Source organism: Streptomyces sp. NPDC048637 (assembly GCF_040650675.1).
In the GTDB taxonomy this organism is placed as follows: Bacteria; Actinomycetota; Actinomycetes; order Streptomycetales; family Streptomycetaceae; genus Streptomyces.
In genome coordinates, this window is the sequence record NZ_JBEZHQ010000043.1 from 20,470 (window position 1) to 46,301 (window position 25,832).

Sequence of the window (25,832 nt, forward strand, 5' to 3'; positions counted from 1 at the left end):
ATGACCACCACCATGCTCACCGACGACCAACTCGCCCTCGTCGAGGCCACGCTCGACTTCACCCAGGACCATCTGACCCCGTACGCCGTGCAGTGGGACCAGGACAAGCACTTCCCCCTGGACGTCCTGCGCAAGGCCGCGGGCATCGGGCTCGGTGGCGTCTATGTGCGGGAGGAGGCCGGCGGCAGTGGACTCAGCCGTGCCGACGGCGTCCTGGTCTTCGAGACCCTGGCCTCCGGCTGCCCGTCCATCGCCGGATTCGTCTCCATCCACAACATGGTCGCCTGGATGATCGACCACTACGGCGACGCCGGTCAGCGCGAACGATGGCTGCCGCGCCTGTGCGCCATGGAGGACCTCGGCAGCTACTGCCTGACCGAACCCGGCGCCGGCTCGGACGCCGCCGCCCTGCGCACCCGCGCGGTACGCGACGGCGACGACCATCTCCTCACCGGCGTCAAGCAGTTCATCTCCGGCGCCGGTGCCTCCCAGGTGTATGTCGTCATGGCCCGCACCGGTGACGACGGCCCGCGCGGCATCTCCGCCTTCCTCGTCGACAAGGACGATCCCGGGCTCTCGTTCGGTCCGAACGAGACGAAGATGGGCTGGAACGCCCAGCCCACCCGCCAAGTGGTCCTCGACGGGGTGAGGGTGCCCGGGGACCGGCTGCTGGGCCGGGAGGGCGAGGGCTTCCGCATCGCCATGAACGCGCTGAACGGCGGCCGCCTCGGCATCGCCGCCTGCTCGCTCGGCGGTGCCCGCGCCGCCCTGGACGGCAGCCTGGTCCACCTCGCCGACCGCGAGGCGTTCGGGGCCCGGCTGCTCGACGCGCAGGCCCTGCAGTTCCGGCTCGCCGACATGGCGACCGAACTCGCCGCGGCCCGCGCCCTGGTCCACCAGGCCGCACAGGCCCTGGACCGCGGCGACCCGGCGGCCCCGCAGCTGTGCGCGATGGCCAAGCGGTTCGCCACCGACACCGGCTACGCCGTCGCCGACCGTGCGCTGCAACTGCACGGCGGATACGGCTACTTGAGCGAGTACGGCATCGAGAAGATCGTCCGCGATCTGCGGGTGCACCAGATCCTGGAAGGAACCAACGAGATCATGCGTGTCATCGTGGCCCGCGGTATGACGGAGGCGCTGCGATGACCGGCGCCGACGAGCCCGTCCTCCTGACCACCGAAGGACGTACCGCCCGCATCACCCTCAACCGGCCCCGCGCCCTCAACGCCCTCACCCACCCGATGGTCGAGCGCATCGACCAGGCGCTGACCAGCTGGGAGCACGACCCCGCCGTCGAGACCGTGGTCCTCACGGGCGCGGGAGGGCGCGGCCTGTGCGCGGGGGGTGACATCCGCGCCATCTACGAGGACGCGCGCGCCGGAGGAAGCGCCTCGGCCGCCTTCTGGCGGGACGAATACCGGCTCAACGCCCGTATCGCGCGCTACCCGAAGCCGTATGTCGCCGTCATGGACGGCATCGTGATGGGCGGCGGCGTCGGCGTCTCCGCCCACGGCAGCATCCGTATCGTCACCGAACGCTCCCGGGTCGCCATGCCCGAGACCGGCATCGGTTTCGTCCCCGACGTCGGCGGCACCTACCTGCTGGGCCTCGCCCCCGGCGAACTCGGCACCCACCTGGCGCTCACCGGCACACCGGTCGGTGCTGCCGACGCCCTGCTGTGCGGCCTCGCCGACCACTTCGTCCCCGCCGGCCTCCTGCCCCGGCTGCTCGCCGACCTCACCACCACCGCGGTCCGCGACGCCCTGGAACGCTACGTCCGGCAGCCACCGCCGGGCGAACTCGGCGGGCAGCGGGCCTGGATCGACTCCTGCTACCGCGCCGGCACCGTGGAAGAGATCCTCACCCGTCTGCGCGCCCACCCCGCCCCCGAGGCCGCGCAGGCCGCCGAGACCCTGACCGGCAAGTCACCCACCGCCCTCAAGGTCACGCTCGCCGCACTGCGCCAGGCCCGGCAGCTCGGGCCCCTGGAACGCGTGCTGGAACAGGAGTACCGGATCTCCTGCGCCGCCCTGTCCTCGCCCGACCTGACCGAGGGCATCCGGGCCCAGGTCATCGACAAGGACCGGGCCCCGAAGTGGTCACCGGGCACGCTGGCCGAGGTCAGCGACGCGGACGTGGACCGCTTCTTCGCACCGCCCGAACTGTCCGCACCGTCCGCACAGTCCGGACCCGGACCCGGACCCGGACCCGGACCCGGGCTCGGACTCGCCCCACTCGCATCGGCGCAGGAGGTGCCCTGGTGAACAGCGACACCCGCACCATCGGCTTCATCGGTCTCGGCCACATGGGCGGCCCGATGGCTGCCAACCTCGTCAAGGCCGGCCACCGCGTGATCGGTTTCGACCTGGTGCCCGGCCTCCTCGCCGCCGCTGCCGCCGCCGGAGTCGAGGCCGCCGGCTCGTCGGTGGCGGTCGCGACCGCGGCGGACGTGGTGATCACCATGCTGCCCGCGGGGCGTCATGTCCTGGCCCTGTACCGGGACGAGGGGCTGCTGACCGCCGCCCGGCCCGGCACGCTGTTCATCGACTGCTCGACCATCGACGTCGCCGATGCGCGCTCCGCCCACGAAGCCGCCGTCGCCGCCGGGATGCGCGCCCTGGACGCCCCTGTCTCCGGCGGTGTGGTCGGCGCCGAGGCCGCCGGCCTCACCTTCATGGTGGGCGGTGCGCAGGCCGAGTTCGCCGAGGCCGAGCCGCTGCTCGCCGCGATGGGCCGGAAGGCCGTGCACTGTGGCGGGACCGGCGCGGGACAGGCCGCGAAGATCTGCAACAACATGATCCTCGGCATCTCGATGATCGCTGTCAGCGAGGCCTTCGTCCTCGGCGAAAGCCTCGGCCTGTCCCACCAGGCGCTCTTCGACGTGGCCTCCACCGCGTCCGGCCAGTGCTGGGCGCTGACCGTCAACTGCCCCGTTCCGGGACCCGTCCCCACCAGCCCCGCCAACCGCGACTACCTGCCCGGTTTCGCAGCCTCGCTGATGGCCAAGGACCTCGGCCTGGCCGCCGGCGCCGCACGGGCGGGCGGCGTACCCGCCGAACTCGGCCTGAAGGCGGCGGAGTTGTACGCCGCGTATGCGGCGGGAGGCGGCGCGGACGAGGACTTCTCTGGGATCCTGCGGACCCTGAGGGACGAAGCCACCACCGAGCACAGGACCGGACCCGAGAACTACGAGAAGGGCGGCACCCCCGCATGACCCCTCCCCAGGAGACGGCGTACGAGACCATCCTCGTCGAACGCAAGGGCCGCACCGCCCTGGTGACCCTCAACCGCCCCAAGGCACTCAACGCCCTCAGCCTCCAGGTCATGACCGAAGTCGTCGCGGCCACCGAGGCCCTCGACCGGGACCCGGACGTCGGCTGCCTCGTCCTCACCGGGTCGGCGAAGGCGTTCGCGGCCGGAGCCGACATCAAGGAGATGGCCCCGCAGGGCTATCTCGACATGTATCTCAGCGACTGGTTCACCGCCTGGGACCGGCTGGGCGGGCTGCGCACCCCGACAGTCGCGGCCGTCTCCGGCTTCGCCCTCGGTGGTGGCTGCGAACTCGCCATGCTCTGCGACATCCTGCTGGCCGCCGACACCGCCGTGTTCGGGCAGCCGGAGATCAAGCTGGGCGTCATCCCGGGCATCGGCGGCTCCCAGCGGCTGACCCGCGCCGTCGGCAAGGCCAAGGCGATGGAGATGTGCCTGACCGGTCGCACCATGGACGCCACCGAGGCGGAGCGGGCCGGCCTGGTCTCCCGGGTCATCCCCGCGGACGACCTGCTCGGCGAGGCCCTCGCGGTCGCCGAGACCGTCGCGGGAATGTCCCTTCCCGTAGCGATGATGGCGAAAGAGGCGGTCTCCCGGGCCTTCGAGACGACCCTCACCGAGGGCGTCCGCTTTGAACGGCGGCTGTTCCACGCAGTGTTCGCGGCCGCGGACCAGAAGGAGGGCATGAGCGCCTTCGCCGACAAGCGGCCGCCGGAGTTCCTCCATCGCTGAGTGGCGGACCGCCTTCGGCGTGGGCCCATGCCTCAGGGCGGGGCCCACGCCGAAGGTGAAGCGGGCGCCTGATGCTGCCGTCACCGCGCCGTGGGGACGGCCCGAGAACGGGGGCGGTGGAAGCGCACCGGCGCCTGACACGGGCATCAAGTGGCCGCGCACCGCAGCACAGCCGGCCGGGGGCCGGGCATCAGGAGGCAGCTCACGGCAGCGGGAGGTGACGGCAGAGCGGAGCTAGCAGGAGGCCGTTGGACCGGCACCTTCCGACGGCTCGGGACCGTCGTCGCGCAGCAGACAGGCATCCATGATCCAGCCATGACGCTCCCGGGCCGCGGCACGCAACTCCAGTACCCGGTCGGCGGCTTCGGCCAGCGGACCGGAGACCAGCAGCTCCTCAGGTGTGCCGACATAGGCGCCCCAGTACATCCACCAGCCCTCCTCCCGGTGGGCGGTGAGCGCCGCACCGACATCGAGCATCACGGCGACGTCCTCGCCCGCGGCGAGCCCGGACCCGGCGACGTGACGCCCGGGGGCGATCCGGACCGGACGGCCGAGCCGGGTCAGCGTCGTACGGTGGCGCGCGGCCAGCACCGAGACGCTGCTCACCCCGGGAATCACGTCGTACGTGAAGGGCACCGCACCCCGGGCGGCGACCTCCTCCAGCGTGTCGATCGTGCTGTCGTAGAGCGCGGGGTCACCCCACACCAGGAACGCGCCGGTCCGGCCCGGTGCCAGCTCGTCCCGGAGGAGCCGCTCGTACAGGGCGGCGCGGCGGTGGCGCCAGTCCACGACCTGCGCCTGATAGCCGGCCGGGCTCGCGGGGGAGCGGTCGCGCCGCGGGTCCTCGGCCTCGACCACCCGGTGCCCGGGGCCGGCGTGCTCGGCCACCAGCTCCCTGCGCAGCCGGGTCAGTTCGGACGCCCGCGCGCCCTTGTCGAGCAGGAAGAACACCTCACAGTCCCGCATGGCCCGCACGGCGGCCAGCGTCAGATGCTCCGGATCTCCCGAGCCGATCCCGATCACACGGATCCGCCGCAGGCCCTCCCCGGTCATGACGGCACCGCCCCGGACGGCTCCGCCGCGCACACGGCCGGACCGGGGCGGCCGGACGCGGGTCCGCCGTCCGGGCCGTCCGCGCAGGCCTCCCCGTCCCCGTCGTCCGCGCCGGTCTCCCCGTCCCCGCCGGTCTCTCCCGGGTACATGACCTGCACCTCACGCAGCAGACCCGCCACCACGTCGTCCAGGTCGAGCCGCTTCTCCACTGTGCGCAGGCCCGTCAGCCCGGCCCGGAGGGAGACCCGGGGCGGGGCGAGGAGCTTGCAGCAGTCCTCGTCCGGCAGCACGGAGATCTCCGCGGTGCCGATGGACCGGGCCTCGTCGATGATCTCCTGCTTCTCCCAGCCGACCAGCGGCCGCAGCACCGGCAGGGTGGCGGCCTCGTCGACGGCGGCCATGTTCGCCAGGGTCTGGCTGGCCACCTGCCCCAGGCTGTCGCCCGTCACCAGGGCCTCGGCACGGGGCCGGCCCGCCAGCGCGGAAGCGGCGCGGACCATCAGCCGTCGCTGTGCGACGACCTGAAGCCGGCCGGCCCCCGCGATGGCCAACTGCTTCTGCGCGTGGCCGAGGGCGATGACATGCAGTTGCCCACCGGGCTGGTAGCGGTTGAGTTCCCGGGCGAGCGCGTAAGCCTTGTACACGGAAGCGGCATTCGTGTACGGAGCACCGGTGAAGTGGACGAAGTCGCAGCGCAGTCCGCGACGCATCGCCCGGTAGGCCGCCACCGGCGAGTCGTAGCCACCGGAGAGCAACACCAGGGCGCGTCCGCTGGAACCGACGGGCAGTCCGCCCGGCCCCTGGTGTCGGGTCCAGGAGACATAACTCTCCTTACGATCGATCTCGACCGAGACCCGCACATCCGGGCTGGAGAGATTCACCGGCAGACCTCCCAGAGCTTCCTGGACCCGCGCCCCGAGAAACCGCTCGAACTGCGACGAGGTCATCTCGAAGCTCTTGTCCCGTCGCTTGACCCGCACGGCGAAACTGATCCCGGGCCGCTCGGCCCGGACGCCGGCGAGCGCGTCCACGGCTGCCGTGGTGAGGTCCGCCACGGTGCTCGGGACGCGCAGGGCGGGCTCCACCGAGTTGAACCCGATCACCCGGCGGGCGCGCTCCACAAGGTCCTCCAGCGGGACCTCACCACCGAGCACGGTGACGTCCTGACCGGACTTGATCCACGTGGAACCGCCGATGCCCTGCAAGGCGCTGCGGAGGTTGTCGTGCAGCCGCTCGGTGAACCGGTGCCGGTTGCGGCCCCTGAGGAAGATCTCACCGTGCTTGAGCAGGACACAGGGCCCGCCGGGGCGGGGCGTTCCGGGGGAGGGGACGGAGGGAATGCTCGGATCGCCGGGCACGAAACTCTCCTTCGCGAGTCGTCGTGAGGATCGTGAGGACCGGTCCCGAGCCGTGAACGGGAGGCGGGCCCGCCCACTCCTGCCCTGGGCAGGGTGGGGAGAACGCACCACTCGCTCTACGTCCCGCTACCGGGTCGCCGTGGATACGTGCGCGGTGATCGCACCCCGCACGAGCAGTGGCAGGTCTTCGGACTCGTGGGCACCTCCCGAAGGACGGGACACCTACTGGCCGTCGCTTCCCGGGCCACACACGGACCCAGTGCTTCATGACGGCGGTCGTTCCCACTCACCGCTGCGAGGCAGTTCCGGACTCCCACCGGCTTCCCTCTTACGACACCCCGACTGGCGGGCGGGGCGAACCAGCTGCGGGTCCAGGGTAGACAAGCCGGCGCGGGGTCCGTGTCGGGGAGGCGGGTGCCTGCGACGCCGGTGTTCCTCTTGGCCGGCCCTCATCCGCTGCGCTGGCCGAGCGCGCCGAGGAGGTGCCCGTGCGCCAGGCAGTCCTCCCCGTCCAGGCACGAGGCGTAGGCCCTCCGCAGCACGGTCGTTGAGGAGCAAGGCCGGCCGGTGCGCGTGCCGTGCAGCCGTCTTCATGAACACGCTCCAGGTGCTGGGGGAGGGGTAAACTGCCCGCTCGTGACCCGGGTTCACCAGCTCGCCGGCGCGGTCGGTTCCGCCGCGCTGGATGCGACGTACGCGGCGTACTACGCGTCGATCGCACAGGCCGACGAAAGCCGCGACGGCACCGTCCGGCACCGGCTCCGTCCGGAGGTCGGCGACGGCACGATCGAGGTGACGTCGTTGCGGAGCGGGTTCCACATCGTCCGCTACGACGTCGCTTTCGCCGGAGGGCACCAGGTCGGGTACGCCTTCCCGGGCGACCACTTCGAGCTGGAGCACTGCGTCGACGGGCGCATGCACATCAGGGACGCCACCGCCGGCGCCGGCGACCTGCACGCCCGCTCGGTGTCGCTGAGCCCCCGTTGTGCCACCGAAGGCGTCGTCGCACACGGCGACGCTGAGCGGTACCGGGCGGTGTCGATCACCGGGTCCTGGACCGGGCTGGAGTCCTACCTCGGCGGTCTCGGCACAGGCGCCCTACCGGCCATCGGACCGGAGAAGGCCGCGCGCGAGCGGTATCTGGGCCGGTCCGCCGCGTTGCGCCCGGTGGCCGGTCCGCTGGAGGAGATCTTCCTGCACCGGCGCTCGTCCCCGGGGCGCCCGCTGTTCATGGAATCGCGGCTCGTGGCGGCGCTGGCCGCACTGATCGACGGGCTCACGGTCACCGCGCCGCCCGCAGACGCCCGGGACCGCGCTCTGGACGACCACGAGGTGGCCGCCTTGCGCCGCGTCCCCGAGCTGCTCTGGCGGGAACGCCACGCACCGCCGACGCTGGCCGGTCTGGCCCGTGCGTCGTCGATGTCGGTCCGGCGCCTCGGCACCGGGTTCCGCGCGCTGTACGGGACGTCGGTGAGGGAGTACCACCGACGCCGCTGCCTCGACCGGGCCGCGGCTCTGCTCGTCGAGACCGACTGGCCGGTGGCCCGGATCGCGCACGAGGTCGGCTACGCCTCACCCAGCAATTTCGGCTACGCCTTCCGGCGCGACCGGGGCACCACCCCCGCCCGGTTCAGGCGGGCGCACTCCTGACACCCGTCGGGGCAGGCACCGCGCTCCACATCCCCGGCCCCCTCGCTCCACACTGCGGCGCGGCCCCGGCACCGACGATGTGAGACGCAGCGGTCGCACCGCCGTCGCCTTGTCGTGAGCATCACCTTCGGCGCCACGCTTCGGCATGACCTTCGGCGTCACGTTCGGCAGGAACTTCGGCGTCACGTTCGGTATGAACCTTCGGCGTCGCCGACCGGACAGATTCCTCCATCGCCGAGGAGCGGCAGCGCCTCGACCGAATCCGGTCGGTGGCAGCGACGGCCCCGGCGCGGCCATGTCCACAGCTGCGACACGACGACAAACGCGACAGAGGGGAGTCCTTCCGTGCGATCCAGGTATCGCTCACAGCAGGCACCCTCGGATGGAGACCGATGACCGTCAGCATCGACACCGCGAGTGCTCGGACCGGAACGGGGCGACTCGTGCTCGTCCTCGGCGGGCTCTCGGCGGTATCGCCGTTCGCGATCGACATGTACGCGCCCGGCTTCCCTCAGATCGTCACCTCGTTCGGAACCTCGAAAACGGCCGTTCAACTCTCCCTGACGGCCTGCCTCGCCGGGCTCGCCGTCGGCCAGGTCGTGCTCGGGCCGGTCAGCGACGCGATGGGGCGACGACGCCTCCTCCTGGCCGGCTCCGGCCTGTTCACCGCGTTGTCCTTGGTCTGCGCGTTCGCTCCGTCCATCGCCGTGTTCGACGTGGCCCGACTGCTGCAAGGCATCGCCGGCAGTGCGGGGATCGTCATCGGACGGGCGGTCATCAGCGACCGGTTCACCGGCACCCACGCGGCCCGTCAACTCACCACGCTGAGCGTGACCGGGTCGACCGCGCCGATTCTGGCGCCGGTGGTCGGCGGCCTCATGCTCGGCGTCGGCTCGTGGCGTCTGGTGTTCGTGGCGCTGGCCGTGACCGGGCTGCTGTTGTGGGCCGCGGTCTGGTCATGGGTTCCCGAATCGCTGCCCATCGAGCGGCGCCGGACCGGCGGTCTGCGAGCCGTGTTCGCCGCGATGGGCGGATTGCTCCGGCGTCGCGAACTGGTCGGCTACCTCCTCGTCATGGGAGGTGGCCTGGCCGCCCTGTTCGCCTACATCACCGGCTCGCCCTTCGTCTTCGAAGGCATCTACGGCTTGTCGCCCACGGTGTACAGCCTCGTCTTCGCCACGAACGCCGTCGGCACCGTAGTGGCCGGAACGATATTCGGGCGGCTGGCCGGGCGCGTACGGCTCAACTCTCTGCTCGCCATCGGCGTGGCCATCACCGTGCTCTCCCTGATCACGCTGGTGACCCTGCTCGCCATCGGCATCAGCACGTTCCCCACCACATGGGCCTGCCTGTTCGGTCTGACGTCCGGCTTCGGACTGCTGCTGCCCGCGTCGACGGCCATCATCCTCGCGGTCGGCAGCGATGCCCCCGGAGCCGCCTCCGGCCTGCTCGGTGGCGCCCAGTTCGTGCTCGGCGCGGTGGCCGCACCGCTGCCCGGCGCTCTGGGTAACACCACCGCCATGTCGACGGCGGTCGTGGTGCTGGGCTCGGTACTCCTCTCTGCGGCAGCTCTGATCACGCTCGCCCGACCGTGGCAGGGCAGCCATGGAGAGCCCGTCGGCCAACCCTGAGTTGGCGGCACTGTGCCCCTCGACGTATCCGAGAAGAGGGAGCTCGTGACCACCGCGGAACGTGCTTCGACGGTGCCCTTGTCCTTCACGGCTTCTGTGCTGCCTGCCGGACGCGGTACCGGCGCACGGCGTCGCGGTTCGCGCAGGTGGGGGAGCAGTAGCGCTGCCGGCCGCCCCGTGTGAAGTCACCGTAGGCCCGGCCGCATTCAGCCAGGGCACAGCGCCCGAGGCGGTCCATACCGCGGCAGGTCAGATGCAGGGCGGTGCCCACGCTGACCACCGCCCGCACCACACCGGCCAGGCCCAGGCCGTCGGCGCGGTAGTGGATGTGCCAGCCGCCGTCGGCGTGGTCGGTCAGCCGGGGGTGCGCGGACGAGGTCGTCAGCAGCTCGTTGAGCAGGGCGGCCCGCCGCTCGGGGGTATCGGCGTCGACCACCGCGAGCCAGCACGGGATGAACTCCAGGATCTCCGCCAGGTCCTCGTCGCCCACCGGCCGGTCGATCGCCATGCCCGCCGCGACGCAGCGTTCGGTGAATTCCTCGGGGGAGCGGGGCGGCGTGGCCGCAAGGTCGACGATGAGTCGTACGGGATCTTCTCCGTAAGGGTTCTGCTGCACAAGGGTATTACAGCAGGCTTGCTCCGGAAGGCTCCAGCCCGGAAGGAAGCACGTCCATGCCCAAATGGCTGCCGTTAGTTGCCACTTGCTCGGGAACGTTCATGCTGCTCGTCTACTCGACGATCGTGACGGTGGCGCTCCCCAGCATGGCCCACGATCTGCACGCGGGCTTCGGCTCTTTGCAGTGGATCGTCGATGTCTACACCCTCGCCCTGGCGGGGCTGTTGCCCGGCATGGGATCACTCGGTGACAACCTCGGGCGCAAACGCCTCTACCTGGCCGGCCTGGTGCTCTTCGGCGTCGCCACGCTCGTCTGCGGCCTGGCCGGCGAGGACACCGTGCTGATCGCCGCGCGGGCGGTACAGGGCCTGGCGGGTGCCGCGATGTTCTCGACCCTGCTGCCCCTGATCGGACTCACCTACACCGGGCGTGACAAGGGGGTGGCCTTCGCGGTCTGGGGCGCGGTCGCCGGTGCCGCCGCCGGTATCGGCAATGTCGCGGGCGGAGTCCTGACGCAGTTTCTGTCCTGGCAGTGGATCTTCTTCGGCGGAGTGCCCGTCTGCGCGATCACGGTGGCGCTGTCCGCAGCGGTGCTGATCGACGACACCGGCACCGCGACCCGCATCGACTACCTGGGCATCGTCACCTTCACCCTGGCGGCGATCGGCATCACCTTCGGCATCATCCGCGGCGGCGAGCAGGGGTGGGGTGCCCCCTCCGCGGTGCTCGGCCTCGTCGCGGGCCTGGTGATGCTCCTCGCGTTCCTCCTCGTCGAGCGGACCAGCAGCAACCCGATGATCCCGTTGGACCTGTTCCGCACGCGGGAGTTCAACGGAACGCTGGTCGCCGCCATGGGCTACTACCTCGCCGGCTTCGGCGCGCTGCCGGTCATGTCGATCTGGCTGCAGGACGGCGTGGGGCTCGCCTCCCTCCCCACGGCCCTGGTCATCACCGTGCAGCCGGTGGCGTTCTTCGCCACCTCCGCCGTGGTCGGCAGCGCACTGCACCGCCTCCCCTCCCACCGGACGCTCGGCGGCGGCACGGTGGCCGTGGGCCTGGGCAATGTCCTCATGCTGACCGTCGACGCGGACTCGTCCTGGGCGGCGCTGGTACCGGGACTGATCCTCACCGGAATCGGCGCGGGCATCGTCTCCCCGGTGCTGCCTGCCATCGCCATGTCTGCCGCGCCTGAGTCCCGGAGCGGGGTCGCCTCCGCCGCGGCGAATTGCGCCCGCCAGCTCGGCCTGGCGCTGGGCATCGCCGTGCTCGGCTCCGTCTTCCACCAGTTCTCGTCCGGTACGGGCGGCGACCTGCGCATGCGGTACGCCAGCGGGCTGTCCGCGGTGTTCGTGGTTGCGGCTGCCGTCGGGCTGGGCAGTGGACTGCTGGCGCTCTGGCTGCTCAAGGAACGGCGTCCCGCCCGCCGGCCGGCCCAGGGGAGGCACCTTCGCCCGTGTCACATCTCGCCGAGCTGTCCCGTCCAAGGGGGTGACCAGTCACCACGACACAGGAGTGCACCATGAATGCTCGGTTGGACCTCATGGCCGGCCCGGTCGCGGCCAAGGCCATGAAGCACCTCGTCGCGGCGGGCAAGGCGCTCGCGGACTCGACGCTGCCGTTCGCGACGCAGGAGCTGGTGAAGCTCCGCGCCAGCCAGATCAACGGCTGCGCCGGATGCATCGACATGCACACCAAGGACGCCGCGGCTGCCGGGGAGACGTCGGTGCGCCTCCACCTGGTCGCGGCGTGGCGGGAGGCCACGGTCTTCACCGAGGCCGAGCGCGCCGCGCTGGAGCTGGCGGAGCAGGGCACCCGCATCGCCGACGCGGCCGGTGGCGTCACGGACGAGGCCTGGGCGAACGCTGCCAAGCACTACGACGGGGAGCAGTTGGCCGCCCTGGTGTGCGCCATCGCCCTCATCAATGCCTTCAACCGCGGGAACGTCATGATCCAGCAGCCCGCCGGCGACTACCAGCCCGGCCAGTTCGGATAACGAGGGCGACCTCAGCCGACCTCAGCCGACCTCAAGCAACCCCAGGCAACCCCAGGCAACCTCAAGCGACTTCAACCGGTCGCAACGCACTGGGCCTGCCCAACACGGTGGAGAGCAACCGGACGCCCCGACCGCGATCGGTTGCTCTCCACCGCCGCCTCACCGTCGCCCCGCCTGACGGGGCGACGGATCGGACGGTTCGCCGGATCAGACCGCCGGGGCCGGGTAGGTCGGGTACTCCACTCCGGAGACGTGCTGGACGACGCGGATGACCTGGCAGGAGTAGCCGAACTCGTTGTCGTACCACAGGTAGAGGATCGCGTTGTCGCCCTCGACCTTGGTGGGGCCGGAGTCGACGATCGAGGCGTGGCGTGAGCCGATGAAGTCGCTGGAGACCGCGTCGGGGGCCGTGGTGAAGTCGATCTGGCGCTTGAGCGGCGAGGTCAGCGACACATCGCGGAGGTGGTCGAGGACCTCCTCGCGGGTGGTCTCGCGCCCGAGCTGCAGGCTGAGGATCGCGATCGAGACGTCCGGCACGGGAACGCGGATCGAGCTGCCGGTGATCGTCGCTTCGAGGTTGGGCAGCGCCTTGGCGACGGCGGAGGCGGCACCGGTCTCGGTGATCACCATGTTGAGCGGCGCCGAGCGGCCACGGCGGTCGGAGTTGTGGTAGTTGTCCAGCAGGTTCTGGTCGTTGGTGAACGAGTGGATGGTCTCCACGTGACCGCGCAGGACGCCGTACTCGTCCGCCATCGCCTTCAGCGGCGGGACGATCGCGTTGGTGGTGCAGGACGCGCAGGACAGGATCTGCTCGTCCGGCTTGATCATGTCGTGGTTGACGCCGTGGACGACGTTGGGGACATCGCCCTTGCCCGGCGCGGTCAGGACGACCTTGGCGATGCCGGGACGGAGGTGCTTCGAGAGGCCCTCGCGGTCGCGCCACTTGCCGGTGTTGTCGATGAGGATGGCGTTCTTGATGCCATGCGCCGTGTAGTCCACCGACGTCGGGTCGCTGGAGTAGATCACCTTGATCTCGTTGCCATTGGCGATGATCTTGCTGTTCGCCTCGTCAACGGTGATCGTGCCCTGGAACTGGCCGTGGATGGAGTCACGGCGCAGCAGCGAGGCGCGCTTGACGATGTCCTGGTCGCCGCCCCCGCGGACGACGATGGCGCGCAGCCGCAGACCGTTGCCCGAGCCGGCCTTCTCGATGAGCAGGCGGGCGACGAGGCGGCCGATGCGGCCGAACCCGTAGAGCACGACGTCGCGCGGCTCGCGGCGCTCGATCTTGTTCTCACCCGTGGCGCCGGCGACGGCCTCGGCGGTGAACTCCTCCACCGACAGTCCGCGGTCGTCGGTCCGGTACGTCTCGGCGAGCAAGGCGATGTCGATCTGGGACGGGCCGAGATCGAGCGTGGTGAGAGCCTGCAGGAACGGCATCGTCTCGGTGACCGAGAGCTCCGTACCGGCGATCTGCCGGGCGAACCGGTGGGTCTTCAGGATGCTGACCACCGACTTGTTCACCAGGGAGCGGCTGTGGAGCAGGGCCGTGACGTCCTGCTCCCGGTGCAGCTTCCCGATGATCGGGATCATCGACTCCGCGATCTCCTCGCGGTTCTTCCAGTTGGTGAACGAGTCGTCATTGACAGTCACAGGCTTATCTTTCGAGCTAGGCGGTGCTCATATGCTACCGCCACCATATTTTGATCGTTCAAACGGTGCCGCCTGAGCGGCCTGCTGTGATCGGGGTCATGCTCGGGCCGGGGTCGCGAACGGGCTGCTGGGTGGTGCAGCGATGTCGCGTTTGTGGTGGTTTGCTGCAGCCGGCTCGTCTCCTGCGGCCGGCTCGCCCCTGCCCGGCTCACCCGTGGCCGTCTCTCCGGCGTCGGCCCGGTCAGCGGTGCGGTGCGCGCATGGACGCGACACGGTGGGGACGCACTCTTGCTCCCGTCGGGTCCGGTGAATTCCTGAGCAGGTGGCCGAAGGAGTGGCCGAAGGAGTGGGTATTTCTGGCCGAAAGGTGGTTGGGGCCGGGCTGCGTCTGCCCGGTAAAGGGCTCGGGTGGGAGGGCTGTGCGGCGGTCGCTGTTTTGGAGACACGCCCCGGGGCAGCAGAGCACTGCCGGGCTGACCGGCACGGTGGAAGGGCTTCGCCATTACTTCCCATTGTTGGGAAACAGCGGCTGGGCGGGGCCTTCTTTTGCGTCGCGCTGAAGGGATGTTGCATGAGTGCCAATGTCTGGGGATACCTTCCCGATTCCGGATACCGGGCGGGCACGGTCCTTGTGGGGTACAGCGTCGAAGCGGTGGACGGGAGCACCGGCAAGGTCGACAAGCATTCCGACGAGGTGGATTCCGCGCACCTTGTCGTCGATACGGGGCCGTGGATTCTCGGACGGCGCGTTGTGCTGCCGGCCGGCACTGTGACCGGCATCGACCAGCAGGAGAAGAGGGTCTACGTGGGTCGCACCAAGGACGAGATCAAGGGTGCGCCCGACTTCGAGACTGCCGGGGACGAGGGCGGTGCGGATTACCTGCATCAGGTCGGGGTCTATTTCGGTGGATTTCCTCTGGTGTGAGGCGTCTTGTGTAGAGCATTGGGGCCGGTTGTCGCCCCGGGATCGGCGGGCCGGTCCTGGGGCCCGCGCCCGCCCGATTCGTGGCGCATACCGTGCGCAGCCGGGCGCGCTCCGCGGCGTCGTCCCTGTGACGTCCTTCACCGGAGCCATGACGTCCTTCATCGGAGCCATGGTGTGACCGGCGCTTCTGCGCGCCGCCGAGGGTGAGATCAGGGGCCGCTCCGGTGTCTTGGCATCGAGTCGTGGAGAGCGCGGCGTGAACTCCGCGCTCCGGGGAAGCCGTCAAAGAACCTTCTCGCCGAAGTAGCCTTTTGCGTGGCCCTCGCAGGGGGTGGCGGGTGAGCTCCAGCGTTGTGGTCGATCGGGCGTGAGGTGAGAGGTGTGACGGGCACGCAGCAGACCCCTGTGAACAAGGCAGCGGAGGCGCGGGACCGCGTCCAGGAGTTGCTGCACGCGCACCGCCCACGGGTCGATGAACTCTCCATGATCGACGCCCTGCTGGTCACCTCGGAATTGGTCACCAATGCGCAGCGCCATGGCGGTGGACTCGCCGATTTCTCCGCACGGATCGCAGCCGGTTTTCTGGAGCTCACCGTTGCGGATCGCAGCCCCCGTCATCCCGCCACGGCCATCGGAGGCGAAAAATTCGGGGTCGGTGGATATGGGTGGCCGATGATCCAGAAACTCACCTCTTGTGTCGTCATCGTCCCCGCCGTCGGCGGCAAGGCCATTACCGTGACCGTCCCTCTCGGATGTGACAGCTCGGCCGGGTGAGGATGCCGCAGATACGACATTTCGTGGTGCGCCGATTTTCCTGAGCGCGCGATAGGCCCTGTCGCCGGTGTAATTCCGGTCGACCCCCGAAGGGGGGCGGGCGGATAACAGGTGCCAGGATGCTTCCCGTCGTAAGCGGAACTTCGGTGGAGGCGGAGGTGGAGGGGGCCAGGGGATACCGTCCCTGTCATACAGGGCCGCCCTTTCGGTGGTGCAGTAAGAGTCGATGCGCCGTGCGCGCCCGGCTCGGCCGCCGCCGGCTGAGCCGGGCGCACACGCACACGGCGACGTCCGCTGTGACATCCGCTGTGACGCCCGCTGTGACATCCGCTGTGACGTCCGCAATGAGGCCTGAGAGTATTGCCGTCCCGCCGTCCTGCCGTGCGAGAAGGAAGTGCCCCGGTCGGCGATGCCCGCCCGGAGGGGGCGAGGGATGCAGCGTCGCTATGCCAGTTCGGGCGCATTGAGGTGGAACAGTGTGATGCGGGGACTACCTGTAAGAGCGGCCGAAGCACGCAACTTTGTGCACGACCTGCTGCACAGGACAGGCAGCCCGGTCGAGGTCGATGACCTGGCCCTCGTCGATGCCCTCCTGGTGACCACGGAGCTGGTCACCAATGCCCAGCGGCACGGGGGCGGGCTCACCGGGTTCACCGCGCGGATCGTCGAGGGGTACCTGGAAGTGGCGGTCGAGGACGGCAGCGCGCACTGCCCCACCGCCGCTTCCCCGCGCGATCCCGGCGCCACGGGGGCACACGGCTGGTCCCTTATACAACGGCTGGCCCGCACCGTCGACATCACCGTGACCGTGACCGGCAAGACCATTCGCGTCACCTTGCCCCTTTGACGCCGTCGGCTCATGAACGTGCTCCACCGGGGCATACGCGAGTTCAGCGGTTCTTCCCGGACTCCTGACCCACGAGCCCACCGGAGCCATTGTCGCCGCACTGCCCCTCGGGCTGCCCGAACAACTCGGCGGTGAACGGAACCTGGGACTATCGCTATGTCTGGAGACGCGACGCGGCCTTCTCCCTCCACGCCCTGCTGCGCCTGGGCTTCACCCGCGAGGCGCAGGCCTTCATCGGCTGGCTGACCTCGTGTCTGCGCGGTGCGCACGACGGTGACCGCGGCCCGCTACGGGTGCGGTATTCGTCATGGACCAGGGCTGGAACGCGCAGGAAGAGACCTTTGTCCAACGCCTCAGCGGCGACGCGGGACAGCCACCGGAGTGCATTCTGGATGCCTCGCTCCTGCCCATCACCTCGGTCTGTACGCGGAGCAGATAGGGATGACGGGCGAACATCTGGGGAATTTCCCGCAGCCATTCACTCATCTCGCGCTGATCAGCGCGGCCACGAGCCTGGACGACTTCATGGGCTGAGCCGCCCTGCCCGGCCGGCCGGGCGCTCGCTGCGTACTCCACCGGCCGGCTCCGGGATTCCCCGGGTGCCGCAGGCGCAGGAAACGCCCCGCTGGCGACGGAATGGTGACCGTTGCCGCGCCCGACTCCGGGCATACTGACCGGCGGTGCCACAGGAGCACAATTCCCGGAGCGAAGCGCTGTCCACTCAGGAAACCCGAAGGGCAGGAAGACCGTGGCTGACTTTCTCACCGACATCACCACTCTCCGCGAGCGCGCCCGCCGCGAGATCGAAAAGGGACCGGTCACCGAAGCGTACGGAGCCGACCTGGCGCGTGTTCTGCAGGTGCTGAACGAGGCGCTGGCCACGGAAATCGTGTGCACCCTGCGGTACCGGCGGCACTATTACACGGCTTCCGGTCTCTATTCGGAGCCGGTCGCCGCGGAGTTTCTGGAACACGCCGCGCAGGAACAAGAACACGCCGACAAGGTGGCGCAGCGCATCGTTCAGCTCGGCGGCAAGCCCGACTTCAACCCGGAAACCCTGACGCAGCGGGCGCACGCCGGTTACGACGCCAGTGACGACCTCCTGGAGATGATCAAGGAAGACCTGGTGGCCGAACGTGTGGCCATCGCCTCGTACACGGAAATCGCGAAGTGGCTGGGGGACGGCGATCCGACCACACGGCGCGTATTCGAAGAACTGCTGGCGCAGGAGGAAGAGCACGCGGACGATCTGCGCGGGCTGCTGGAACGCATTCCGCAGGACAAGAAGGCCGATTGACGAGTGCCGCGAATGCCGCGGGCACGGACGCCCTCGCTCCCGTCCGGAGCGATCGGCGGCGCACGGACATGCTTCTCATGAATCACTCAGGAATTCCGCGGATGGTCTCTCCGGTGCGCCGGCTGCGCCACTCCGTGGGGTGATTGTTCCACCGACACGCATAAGCACGGTGGCGCCGGGCAACAGGCCTGCTCAACGACCTGAATCCCGGAGGTGGAGCATGAACACGGTTTTCGAGGACGTATGTGACACACCATTGGCGGCGCCCCATGACGTGCCGTCACCGCGGGCCGGAAGATATTCCACCACGCTTCCGCGCATCGAGAACGCCGGGAGCGTCGCTCCCCAGGACGCCAAGGCACTGTCGCCGCTGTTCTTCGAGCGACTCGCGCAGCTCGAAGAGGGCACTCCCGAGTATCAGTACGCCCGCAATACGCTCATCGAGATGAACCTTTCCCTGGTGCGCTATGTGGCCTCCCGGTACAGAAGCCGCAGTGACCAGATGGAGGACATCGTCCAGGTCGGCACCATCGGCCTCATCAAGGCCATCGACCGGTTCGATCTCTCCCGCCGTACGGAGTTCGCGGCCTTCGCCATTCCCCATGTCCTCGGGGAGATCAAGCGGTTCTTCCGCGACACCAGCTGGGCCGTTCATGTCCCGCGCCGTCTGCAGGAACTCCGCATCGACCTGGCCCAGGCAATGGAGCATCTGTCCACCCTCCTGGACCGGGAACCCACCGTCAAAGAGCTGGCTGAGCATATGCAGCTCACGGAAGAGGAGATCATCGAGGGCATTGTGGCCGGCAACGGTTACACCGCCATCTCCCTGCACCTCTCCTGTGACAGTGAGGCGACGCAGGGCGCCGGCGGACCCGCCTTCGCCGACATTCTCGGCGCGACCGATCCCGCCACGGAGCACGTCGAAGACCGGTACGCCCTGGCCTCACTCCTGCAACTGCTCGGCGAGCGCGACCGGCTCATCGTGCATCTGCGCTTCGACCGGGAGATGACCCAGGCCCAGATCGGTGCGGTGCTCGGTATCTCCCAGATGCATGTCTCCCGACTGCTCGCCCGCATCATCAAGCAGCTGCGCAAGGGCATGCTCGGCCAGCAGTGACCCGGGCCGGGACCGCTTTCGGCGTCCGGGCGGCACCGCTTCTGAAGGTGCGTCACCAAGGCCGCCCGCAGCGCCGGGCCCACACGCCCGCTTGTGCAGCGCAAGTGCCCTGTACAGGAGGCGTGCCGTAGGGGTGTCAGCCGGGCCACAGCTGCCGTACGGCAGGGATGGTTCTGCCGTGGCCGGGTACCGGGCCCCGGAAGATCCGCTGACGCGCGGACGGGGCAGCAGACGAAGGGACGGTATGGCGGCAGAAGTCAGCGAGCGACGGATACCACCGGCCCGGCCGGGCCGGGTTGCCCGCGCTCGGCGGTGGTGGCGACGGGCACTGGGTTCGGAGGGCCATGAGCGCTCCACGGTGCTCCTCATCGCGAAGGGCACCTTGGCGGCGACGATCGCCTGGGTGGTCTCCTACCACCTCCTGCGTGCACAGTCGCCCGCCTTCGCCCCGTTCTCCGCAGTGCTGATCATGCAAGTGACCGTCTACCAGTCGCTGCTGCAGTCCTCGCGCTACGTGGGCGCGGTGGTGGCGGGTGTGGCGGTGCAGGCCGCCCTGGGCTTTCTCGTCGGGCCCGACGTGCTGACGTTCGCCCTGGTGGCGGCGGTGGCGCTCACCATCGGCCGGTGGCGGGCACGGGCCGAACAGACCGGAGAACTGGTCACCCAGGCCAGAACGGGACTACGGATGGCCCAGGAGAGCCTCCACTACAACCCGCGCCGGCTCTTCCGCCGCGGCCGCGCCACCCACTTCGAGGGCTATGCCGCGGTGCTGGAAGCGCGGGAGCGCACTCTGCGCCAAGTCACCGCCCTGACCCGGAGCTTGGACAGTGGAGTGCGGACGAGGACCGCTACCACTACGGCGCCTTTCTGGCGAGCTACGCCGATTTCCTGGAGTCCCTCTCCCGGATCACCCGCGTCTTCGCCGACCTCGACGAGGACCGGCTCGGCGACCAGGCGCCTCAGCTGCGTCAACTGGCCGACCAGGCACAGAACTACCGCCGGCGGCCGGCCGAACAGGCAGAGCGGGACGACCTGCCGCTCACGGACCCCGGCCGCCCCTATGGCGTGCTGGTCATCGAGGCCGCTCGCCTGATGGAGGAGTTCCAGTACACCTGTGACGTTCTCCAGCACCATGTCGGGCGGTGAACCGCCGGCCACGCGAGGCGGTGTCCAACACGGGGCCGGACGTGGGGGAGAGGCCAACGCGGCCGGACATGGGGGAGGGGCCACCGCAGGAGAGCGGTGGCCCCTCCCGCGCGCCGGCTGCGCCTGATCAGTCCTTGAAGGCGTCCTTGGCCTTCTCCTTCGCTCCGCGGAGATCCCCCTTGGATTCCTTTGCGGAGCCCTCGGCGGTGGCGCTTTCGTTTCCGACGACTCGTCCCGCTTCCTTCTTGACCTTGCCGATTGCCTGCTCGGCGAGGGCCTTGGCCTTTTCACTGGCACTCATTGCCGGTCCTTCCGTTGGCGGCATTGTTCGCGTGCCCCGGCATGGCGCGGTCAAACGACGGAGCGGGATGCGGGGGAGCGAAAGTGACCCGGAGCGCACACTGTGATGGAGGTGAGTCCCCTGCGGGAACAGTGCACGCCCCGGGCCGTACTTCTCGTATTTCCCCGGGTGCGGTGATGATGCTTCGGCAGACACAGAAAAATCCGGGGTGGGTCGGACAACACCGTGTTGTCCGACCCACCCCGGATATGCGGGCTGCGGCGGCTACCAGCGGTACCACCGGCCGCGCTTACCGCCGGCTCCCGCGGAACGCAGGAGAAATCCCAGCGCCCAGATGACGAGTACGGCCACCGCCACATACCAGAGCGCCTTGAGGGCGAATCCGGCACCGAAAAGCAGCAGCGCGAGCAGAAGAACGAGAAGAAGGGGAACCATGGATATCAACCTCCGAGACATCGTGTTCCCGGACAGGGGACTCACACACAACGTTTCTTCGGAGAGGAACCGGGCACCACCGTCCGGGCAACGCGCATTTAACCGCTGAAAACAGTCAACGTGGCCTTTGGGATGCACGAGTGGGGCGCAGGAGCGGGACGCAGGAGGGGAACGCACGAGTGGGGCGCACGAGGTTCCTGCGACCTTTTGTGGGCCTCGCAACTGTCGCCGATCAGGGCGCTGTTGCCTCCGAGTCCGCTGGGAAGGCATGACGCGGATGGATCGGGGTAGGCGGGCCGCTGCAGCGTCCGCAGGTGCCGGGCGCGCGGGAAGGCGAGATGACCACCATCGTGAGCGGGACCACGACCGAGCAGCGACAGACCAACACGGCCTCTGTACTGCCGGAGGTGACGCAACCGCAGAAGGTGGCTCCTCGCGACGCGAGGGAGTTGTCGAAGCAGTTCTTCGAACGGCTTCAGGTCCTCGAAGAGGGCACGCACGAGTACCAGTACGCGCGTAACACCCTCATCGAGATGAATATGTCGATGGTGCGCTATGTCGCCCGCCGCTACCGCAACCGCGGCGACGACATGGAAGACGTCATCCAGGTGGGCACCATCGGTCTGATCAAGGCCATCGACCGGTTCGACCTCGCGCGTGAGGTGGAGTTCTCCACCTTTGCCGTCCCCTACATCCTGGGCGAGATCAAGCGGTTCTTCCGTGACACCGGCTGGGCCGTCCATGTGCCCCGCCGTCTCCAGGAGCTGCGCAGCGACCTGGCCAAGGCCAAGGAGCACCTCGCCGCCAAGCTCGACCGCGACCCCACCGTCCGCGAACTGGCCGCGCACCTCGACCTGTCGGAGGATGAGGTCATCGAGGGCATTGTCGCCGCCAACGGCTACACCGCCGGTTCGCTCGACACGCCCGCCGACCCCGACCCGTCGGAGCAGCGCCGTACCCTCGTCGACGTCCTGGGGGAGAACGACCCGGCGCTGGAGGCCGTCGAAGACTTCCAGGTGCTCGCTCCGCTGATCGACACGCTCGACGCACGGGAACGACGCCTCATCGAGCTGCGCTTCGGCCAGGAGATGACCCAGTCGCAGATCGGCGACGAGCTCGGTGTTTCCCAGATGCATGTCTCCCGACTGCTCACCCGCACCCTGTCGAAGCTCCGTGCCGGGATGCTCACCGAACGGTGAGACCGCTCTGTGCGGTGCGCGGGACGACTCTCTTCTCCGCCCCAAAAATGGGTGTGTGGCCGAGGGGTCCCGGTTTTAGCATGACGCGACGACAGCCATGAGGTGAAGAAGGGGGGACGGGGTGCAGCCGGCGTTACCTGCCGTGGGGGGAGAGCGGGCGAGCCGCAGGCCCCGTAACGCCCACGCCACGTGGTGGCCCCTGGTCCGAAGACAGGCCACGCCCCGGCGCTGAGCCGTGCCCGCCCGGCACGGCTCGGTTCCGTATGCCTGCCTTCATCCCTTCAGGACCATCCCTCATGAGGCCATGACCACAAAGAGATATCTGCCTGCCCTGCTCGTGGTGACGCTCATCGGCACCATCATGGAACTCGACATGTCCGTGCCCAGCTTCCCGGACATCGCCCATGACCTCGGAGCATCCGCCTCCTCGGTGCAGCTGACGATCACCTGCAACTTCTTCGGCTATTGCCTGGGCGCCCTCGCCTACGGCCCTTTGTCGGACCGTTTCGGCCGGCGCACGGTGATGCTGACCGGCAACACGATCATGCTGGCCGGTGCGCTGGGCTGCACGGTCGCGCCCCACATCGCCTTTCTGCTGGCTTCCCGGTTCATCCAGGGCGTCGGGGCGAGTACCTCCGTGGTGCTGGTCTTCGTCATCATCGGTGACGTCTACCAGGGCACCCGGCGCCTCCAGCTGTTCGGGCTCACCAACGCCGCGATGTCCGTGTTCATGACCGCGGCACCCGCCCTGGGCGGCATCGTCAACCGCACGCTCGGCTGGCGCGGCAACTACGCGACGGTCTTCGCCCTCACGCTGGTGTCGCTGCTGCTGATGGTGTTCTTCCTGCCCGAGACCAACGGCGCGCCGGTGAAGGCCGGTGTGCGGCAGGTCGCTGCCGGTTTCCGGAAGCTGCTGACCAGCAAGGAATTCCTCGCGGCGTCACTCGTGCCCAGCCTGCTGTTCGCCGCCTACATGGTGTTCATCGCGGCCAGTTCGTTCCTCTACACCGGCGCTTTCGGCCTGTCCACGGTCGGGTTCGCCGGCCATCTGCTGATCATCGTGGCATCGTTCTCGGTGACCAGTCTGCTGGCCTCGAAGCTCATCGGCGTACTGGGCGGACCGGAGCGCACAGTGGTCTGCGGCATCGCCGCCACGGTCGTCGGTACCGCCCTGTTTCTGGTGTTCGGCCAGGGACCGTGGGCCGCCACCGGACCGATCGCCCTCTTCTGCGTCGGCTTCGCCGCGGTCTACCCGGTGATCTTCGGGCGCTCCATGGGGGTCCACCCGGAGCTCCAGGGGGCCGCGGCCTCGCTGAACATGAGCGGACGGGCGCTGCTGGTGACCCTGTTCACCGGTGTCGCCGGCAGTCTGTTCACGGGCAACTCCCGGGTGACCGCCGGGGTGATGGCCGCCGCCGTGGCCGTGGCCGCCCTCCTGGCCTTCGTCAGGCCCGGTCCGGAGCGGGACCGGACGGTGGCCGAACCGGAGGCCGAACTGGAGGCCAAGGAAGGCTGAGCCGCCGCGTCCACCGGACTGTTCCCTGCCCCTGAGGCACCCGCGGTGGCGGTACGGCCGCCATCGCGGGCACGCGGACAGGGGGCGGGCGTCGCGCGGTTCAGCGCGACGTCCGCCGCCGGCCCCGCTGGACCAGCTGTCCGAGCAGCGCCGCCACGGCGGCCAGCGCGGCGATCGTGGTCAGCGCCCGCGGCAGCCCGTACGCCTCGGTAAGGAACCCGATCGACGGCGGGCCGAGCAGGATGCCGGTGTACCCCAGGGTCGACGCCACCACGACGCCTTGGGGGCCGCCGAGGGCGCCGGCGCCGCCGACCGCGACCGGGAAGACATTGGCCAGGCCCAGTCCGGTCAGCGCATACCCCAGGTACACCAGCCACAGCTGCGGGGACAGCGCTCCCACCAGCATCCCCACTGCCGCGAGGAGACCGCCGGCCACCAGGACGGGGGTGTCGCCCAGCCGTTCCAGGAGCCAGGTGCCCGACATCCGGGAGACCGTCATCAGCAGTGCGAAGACCGCGTATCCGGCCGCTGCTGTACCCGGTCCCGTGTGCAGGTCCGCGGAGAGATGCAGCGATCCCCAGTCGGCCAGCGCGCCCTCGCCGTACGCCGTGCACAGCGTGATCAGCCCGTAGACGGTGATCAACAGCCGGGTACGGCCCCTCGTCGCCCGGCCGCGCCCCGGTACCGCGTCCGTCCCGTCGCGGCGCGGGCCAGGGCCGGGACGCGGTGGGGGCGTCCGCAGCAGCACCCGGCCCGCGTACGCGGTGACCACGAGCCCGGTCGCGGTCAGGAGCAACAGGTGCCACAGCGGGCTCAGATGGGGGGCAAGGAGCCCGCCGAGTCCCGCGCCCACCAGTCCGCCCGCGCTGAACGCCGCGTGGAACGACGGGAGGATCGGGCGCCGGACCGCCTCGGCCAGATCCACGGCGGCCGCGTTGAAGGCGACGTTGAGGCCCCCGTACGCGGCTCCGAACAGCAGCAGGACGAGGCCGAGATGAAGGGCCGAATGCGTCAGCGCGGGCAGGGCGACCGACAGCGACAACAGGGCTGCCGTCACCACCGTCACCGGGTGGTTGCCGTAGCGGCGGCACAGCCTGCCGGTCAGCAGCATCGTGGCGACCGATCCCACCGACACCCCCAGCAGGGCCAGCCCGAGTGCGCCGGCCGAGGCGTGGATCTGCTCCTTGATGGCGGGGATGCGGACCACCCACCCCGCGAACACAAAGCCGTCGAGGGCGAAGAACAGGCTGATCGCCCGGCGCAGCCGGGCCATGGGCGGGGGAGTGGCGGCCGGGGCGCGCCGGACGGTGTCCATGAGCTGGTCCATGGGGCCTCCGGTAGTTCAGTGGCGGACACGGTGGGCGAGGAGGGTGCCGGCGGTGGCGAGCACCAGCCCGCCGAGGGTGAGCGGGCCGAGCGGCTGTCCGAGCAGCAGCGCACCGAGCCCCGCCGTGCACATCGGGACCAGTGAGAACAGGCTGCTGACCTGGCTCGTCCCGTGGCGCTGGAGAAGGCGGTAGAGCAGACCGACGCCGACGATGGAGTTGACCAGCGCGCTCCACAGCAGCACCGGCCAGTACGCGGCGGTGAAGTGCACGTCCCAGCCCTCGGCAAGGAGCGCGGGCACCAGCACCACCAGCGCGGCGGCCAGCAGCTGTACGGCATTGCCGCTCACCGGCTCCATCTGCCCGCAGAACCGCTTCTGGTAGACGGTGCCGGCGGAGATGCCCAGCAGCCCCAGGGTGAGAAAGCCCAGCCCCGGCAGGCAGTCGACGGACAGCTGGATCCCCTCGGCGACCGCCAGGGCCACCCCGCCGAGCCCCAGGAAGAGGCCCAGCAACTGGCCCCCCGAGACCCGCTCGTGGAGCAGCGGTACCGCCAGCAGCGAGGCGGCCAGCGGGTAGAGGGCAATGATCAGCGCCGCGAGCCCGGACGGCACTCCGAGGTCCATTCCCGCGTAGATGCTGGAGAACTGCACCGCCTGGACGAGCACTCCGGCGACTGCCAGGTGCTGCAGGCGGCGTCCCCGGGGCAGGCGCTGACGGCGGATCCCGGCGACGGCCAGCAGTACCAGGCCGGCGAGGGCGAAGCGTAACGCCGCGAAGGTGTAGGGCGCCGCGTACCGCAGGCCGATCGTGCCGGAGAGGAATCCCGAACTCCAGACGACCACGAGGGCCACCCGGGCGGGCAGTTCGGCACGGCGCCCCGCAGGCCGTGCGGCGGTGTCCGGCGCACCGCTCCGGGGCGCGGACCGCTCATGACTCCCGAGCGGCGGGCTGGGACTGGTCACTGCTGACACTCCCTTCGTTGTGTTCG

The 25,832-nt window shown here is 69.8% G+C and carries 24 protein-coding genes, 1 pseudogene and 1 riboswitch; of the genes and pseudogenes, 17 read left to right on the top strand and 8 right to left on the bottom strand.

What is annotated here, in order from left to right; genetic code table 11:
• From AB0C46_RS34565 to AB0C46_RS34580, 4 genes are read left to right on the top strand one after another with little or no spacing between them, the layout of a single operon-like run.
• Positions 1–1,149 (top strand): acyl-CoA dehydrogenase family protein, encoded by a 1,149-nt coding sequence (locus AB0C46_RS34565; RefSeq protein ID WP_362832775.1) that lies wholly within the window; start codon positions 1–3, stop codon positions 1,147–1,149.
• A complete protein-coding gene (locus AB0C46_RS34570; RefSeq protein ID WP_362832777.1) occupies positions 1,146–2,267 on the top strand; it encodes an enoyl-CoA hydratase/isomerase family protein in 1,122 nt (373 codons plus the stop codon). Before AB0C46_RS34565 ends, AB0C46_RS34570 begins: the two co-directional genes overlap by 4 nt.
• A complete protein-coding gene (gene mmsB / locus AB0C46_RS34575; protein WP_362832779.1) occupies positions 2,264–3,217 on the top strand; it encodes a 3-hydroxyisobutyrate dehydrogenase in 954 nt (317 codons plus the stop codon). The genes AB0C46_RS34570 and mmsB overlap by 4 nt, the downstream gene beginning before the upstream one ends.
• A complete protein-coding gene (locus tag AB0C46_RS34580) occupies positions 3,214–4,005 on the top strand; it encodes an enoyl-CoA hydratase (protein WP_362832781.1) in 792 nt (263 codons plus the stop codon). The genes mmsB and AB0C46_RS34580 overlap by 4 nt, the downstream gene beginning before the upstream one ends.
• A gap of 234 nt (positions 4,006–4,239) precedes the next feature.
• On the opposite strand, the gene cobF is transcribed toward AB0C46_RS34580, so the two are convergent.
• On the bottom strand, positions 4,240–5,058 hold the full coding sequence (gene cobF, locus AB0C46_RS34585) for a precorrin-6A synthase (deacetylating) (protein ID WP_362832783.1): 819 nt from the start codon (positions 5,056–5,058) through the stop codon (positions 4,240–4,242).
• Complete coding sequence (thiI, locus tag AB0C46_RS34590) at positions 5,055–6,416, bottom strand: tRNA uracil 4-sulfurtransferase ThiI (RefSeq protein WP_362832785.1); 1,362 nt, start codon at positions 6,414–6,416, stop codon at positions 5,055–5,057. Before thiI ends, cobF begins: the two co-directional genes overlap by 4 nt.
• Before the next feature lie 160 nt (positions 6,417–6,576).
• A riboswitch (cobalamin riboswitch) is annotated at positions 6,577–6,795 on the bottom strand.
• Positions 6,796–7,052: 257 nt separating this feature from the next.
• On the opposite strand from thiI, the gene AB0C46_RS34595 reads away from it, so the two are divergent.
• Positions 7,053–8,066 carry a helix-turn-helix transcriptional regulator gene (locus tag AB0C46_RS34595; protein ID WP_362832787.1) on the top strand — a complete coding sequence of 338 codons (1,014 nt, stop codon included), beginning with the start codon at positions 7,053–7,055 and terminating at the stop codon, positions 8,064–8,066.
• A gap of 392 nt (positions 8,067–8,458) precedes the next feature.
• Complete coding sequence (locus AB0C46_RS34600) at positions 8,459–9,697, top strand: multidrug effflux MFS transporter (protein WP_362832789.1); 1,239 nt, start codon at positions 8,459–8,461, stop codon at positions 9,695–9,697.
• Positions 9,698–9,782: 85 nt separating this feature from the next.
• On the opposite strand, the gene AB0C46_RS34605 is transcribed toward AB0C46_RS34600, so the two are convergent.
• Complete coding sequence (locus AB0C46_RS34605; protein ID WP_362832791.1) at positions 9,783–10,313, bottom strand: CGNR zinc finger domain-containing protein; 531 nt, start codon at positions 10,311–10,313, stop codon at positions 9,783–9,785.
• Between the two features lie 56 nt (positions 10,314–10,369).
• On the opposite strand from AB0C46_RS34605, the gene AB0C46_RS34610 reads away from it, so the two are divergent.
• Together AB0C46_RS34610 and AB0C46_RS34615 are read left to right on the top strand one after the other, a co-directional pair.
• The gene (locus AB0C46_RS34610) at positions 10,370–11,836 is read left to right on the top strand and encodes an MFS transporter (protein ID WP_362832793.1); all 1,467 of its coding nucleotides are present in this window, start codon (positions 10,370–10,372) and stop codon (positions 11,834–11,836) included.
• Positions 11,833–12,306: a carboxymuconolactone decarboxylase family protein gene (locus AB0C46_RS34615; RefSeq protein ID WP_362832794.1), complete on the top strand. Its 474-nt coding sequence runs from the start codon at positions 11,833–11,835 to the stop codon at positions 12,304–12,306. The genes AB0C46_RS34610 and AB0C46_RS34615 overlap by 4 nt, the downstream gene beginning before the upstream one ends.
• Before the next feature lie 207 nt (positions 12,307–12,513).
• Here the strand turns inward: AB0C46_RS34615 and AB0C46_RS34620 are convergent, their stop codons facing one another.
• A complete protein-coding gene (locus AB0C46_RS34620; RefSeq protein WP_362832796.1) occupies positions 12,514–13,959 on the bottom strand; it encodes a glyceraldehyde-3-phosphate dehydrogenase in 1,446 nt (481 codons plus the stop codon).
• A gap of 571 nt (positions 13,960–14,530) precedes the next feature.
• Here AB0C46_RS34620 and AB0C46_RS34625 point away from each other — a divergent pair.
• From AB0C46_RS34625 to AB0C46_RS34655, 7 genes and pseudogenes are all read left to right on the top strand, one after another.
• Positions 14,531–14,884: a PRC-barrel domain containing protein gene (locus AB0C46_RS34625; RefSeq protein ID WP_362832798.1), complete on the top strand. Its 354-nt coding sequence runs from the start codon at positions 14,531–14,533 to the stop codon at positions 14,882–14,884.
• Between the two features lie 381 nt (positions 14,885–15,265).
• Positions 15,266–15,658, top strand: a complete 393-nt coding sequence (locus tag AB0C46_RS34630; RefSeq protein WP_362832800.1) for an ATP-binding protein — start codon at positions 15,266–15,268, stop codon at positions 15,656–15,658.
• Between the two features lie 481 nt (positions 15,659–16,139).
• On the top strand, positions 16,140–16,505 hold the full coding sequence (locus AB0C46_RS34635) for an ATP-binding protein (protein ID WP_362832802.1): 366 nt from the start codon (positions 16,140–16,142) through the stop codon (positions 16,503–16,505).
• A 43-nt stretch (positions 16,506–16,548) separates the two neighbouring features.
• Positions 16,549–16,750, top strand: a pseudogene (locus tag AB0C46_RS34640) (glycoside hydrolase family 15 protein); the annotation flags it as partial.
• Between the two features lie 503 nt (positions 16,751–17,253).
• A complete protein-coding gene (locus AB0C46_RS34645; protein WP_362832804.1) occupies positions 17,254–17,802 on the top strand; it encodes a ferritin-like domain-containing protein in 549 nt (182 codons plus the stop codon).
• A 220-nt stretch (positions 17,803–18,022) separates the two neighbouring features.
• Entirely contained in the window at positions 18,023–18,919 is an 897-nt protein-coding gene (locus AB0C46_RS34650) for a SigB/SigF/SigG family RNA polymerase sigma factor (RefSeq protein WP_362832806.1), read from the top strand.
• A 358-nt stretch (positions 18,920–19,277) separates the two neighbouring features.
• Positions 19,278–20,012, top strand: a complete 735-nt coding sequence (locus AB0C46_RS34655) for an aromatic acid exporter family protein (RefSeq protein ID WP_362832808.1) — start codon at positions 19,278–19,280, stop codon at positions 20,010–20,012.
• A gap of 180 nt (positions 20,013–20,192) precedes the next feature.
• On the opposite strand, the gene AB0C46_RS34660 is transcribed toward AB0C46_RS34655, so the two are convergent.
• Positions 20,193–20,366, bottom strand: a complete 174-nt coding sequence (locus AB0C46_RS34660) for a CsbD family protein (protein WP_362832810.1) — start codon at positions 20,364–20,366, stop codon at positions 20,193–20,195.
• 264 nt (positions 20,367–20,630) lie between these two features.
• Positions 20,631–20,801 (bottom strand): hydrophobic protein, encoded by a 171-nt coding sequence (locus AB0C46_RS34665; RefSeq protein WP_362832812.1) that lies wholly within the window; start codon positions 20,799–20,801, stop codon positions 20,631–20,633.
• Positions 20,802–21,139: 338 nt separating this feature from the next.
• On the opposite strand from AB0C46_RS34665, the gene AB0C46_RS34670 reads away from it, so the two are divergent.
• Together AB0C46_RS34670 and AB0C46_RS34675 are read left to right on the top strand one after the other, a co-directional pair.
• Positions 21,140–22,000: an RNA polymerase sigma factor SigF gene (locus AB0C46_RS34670; protein ID WP_362832814.1), complete on the top strand. Its 861-nt coding sequence runs from the start codon at positions 21,140–21,142 to the stop codon at positions 21,998–22,000.
• Positions 22,001–22,304: 304 nt separating this feature from the next.
• Positions 22,305–23,516: an MFS transporter gene (locus AB0C46_RS34675; RefSeq protein ID WP_362832816.1), complete on the top strand. Its 1,212-nt coding sequence runs from the start codon at positions 22,305–22,307 to the stop codon at positions 23,514–23,516.
• A 100-nt stretch (positions 23,517–23,616) separates the two neighbouring features.
• On the opposite strand, the gene AB0C46_RS34680 is transcribed toward AB0C46_RS34675, so the two are convergent.
• Entirely contained in the window at positions 23,617–24,843 is a 1,227-nt protein-coding gene (locus AB0C46_RS34680) for an MFS transporter (RefSeq protein WP_362832818.1), read from the bottom strand.
• A 15-nt stretch (positions 24,844–24,858) separates the two neighbouring features.
• Positions 24,859–25,806 carry a DMT family transporter gene (locus tag AB0C46_RS34685; RefSeq protein WP_362832820.1) on the bottom strand — a complete coding sequence of 316 codons (948 nt, stop codon included), beginning with the start codon at positions 25,804–25,806 and terminating at the stop codon, positions 24,859–24,861.
• Between the last annotated feature and the right edge of the window lie 26 nt (positions 25,807–25,832).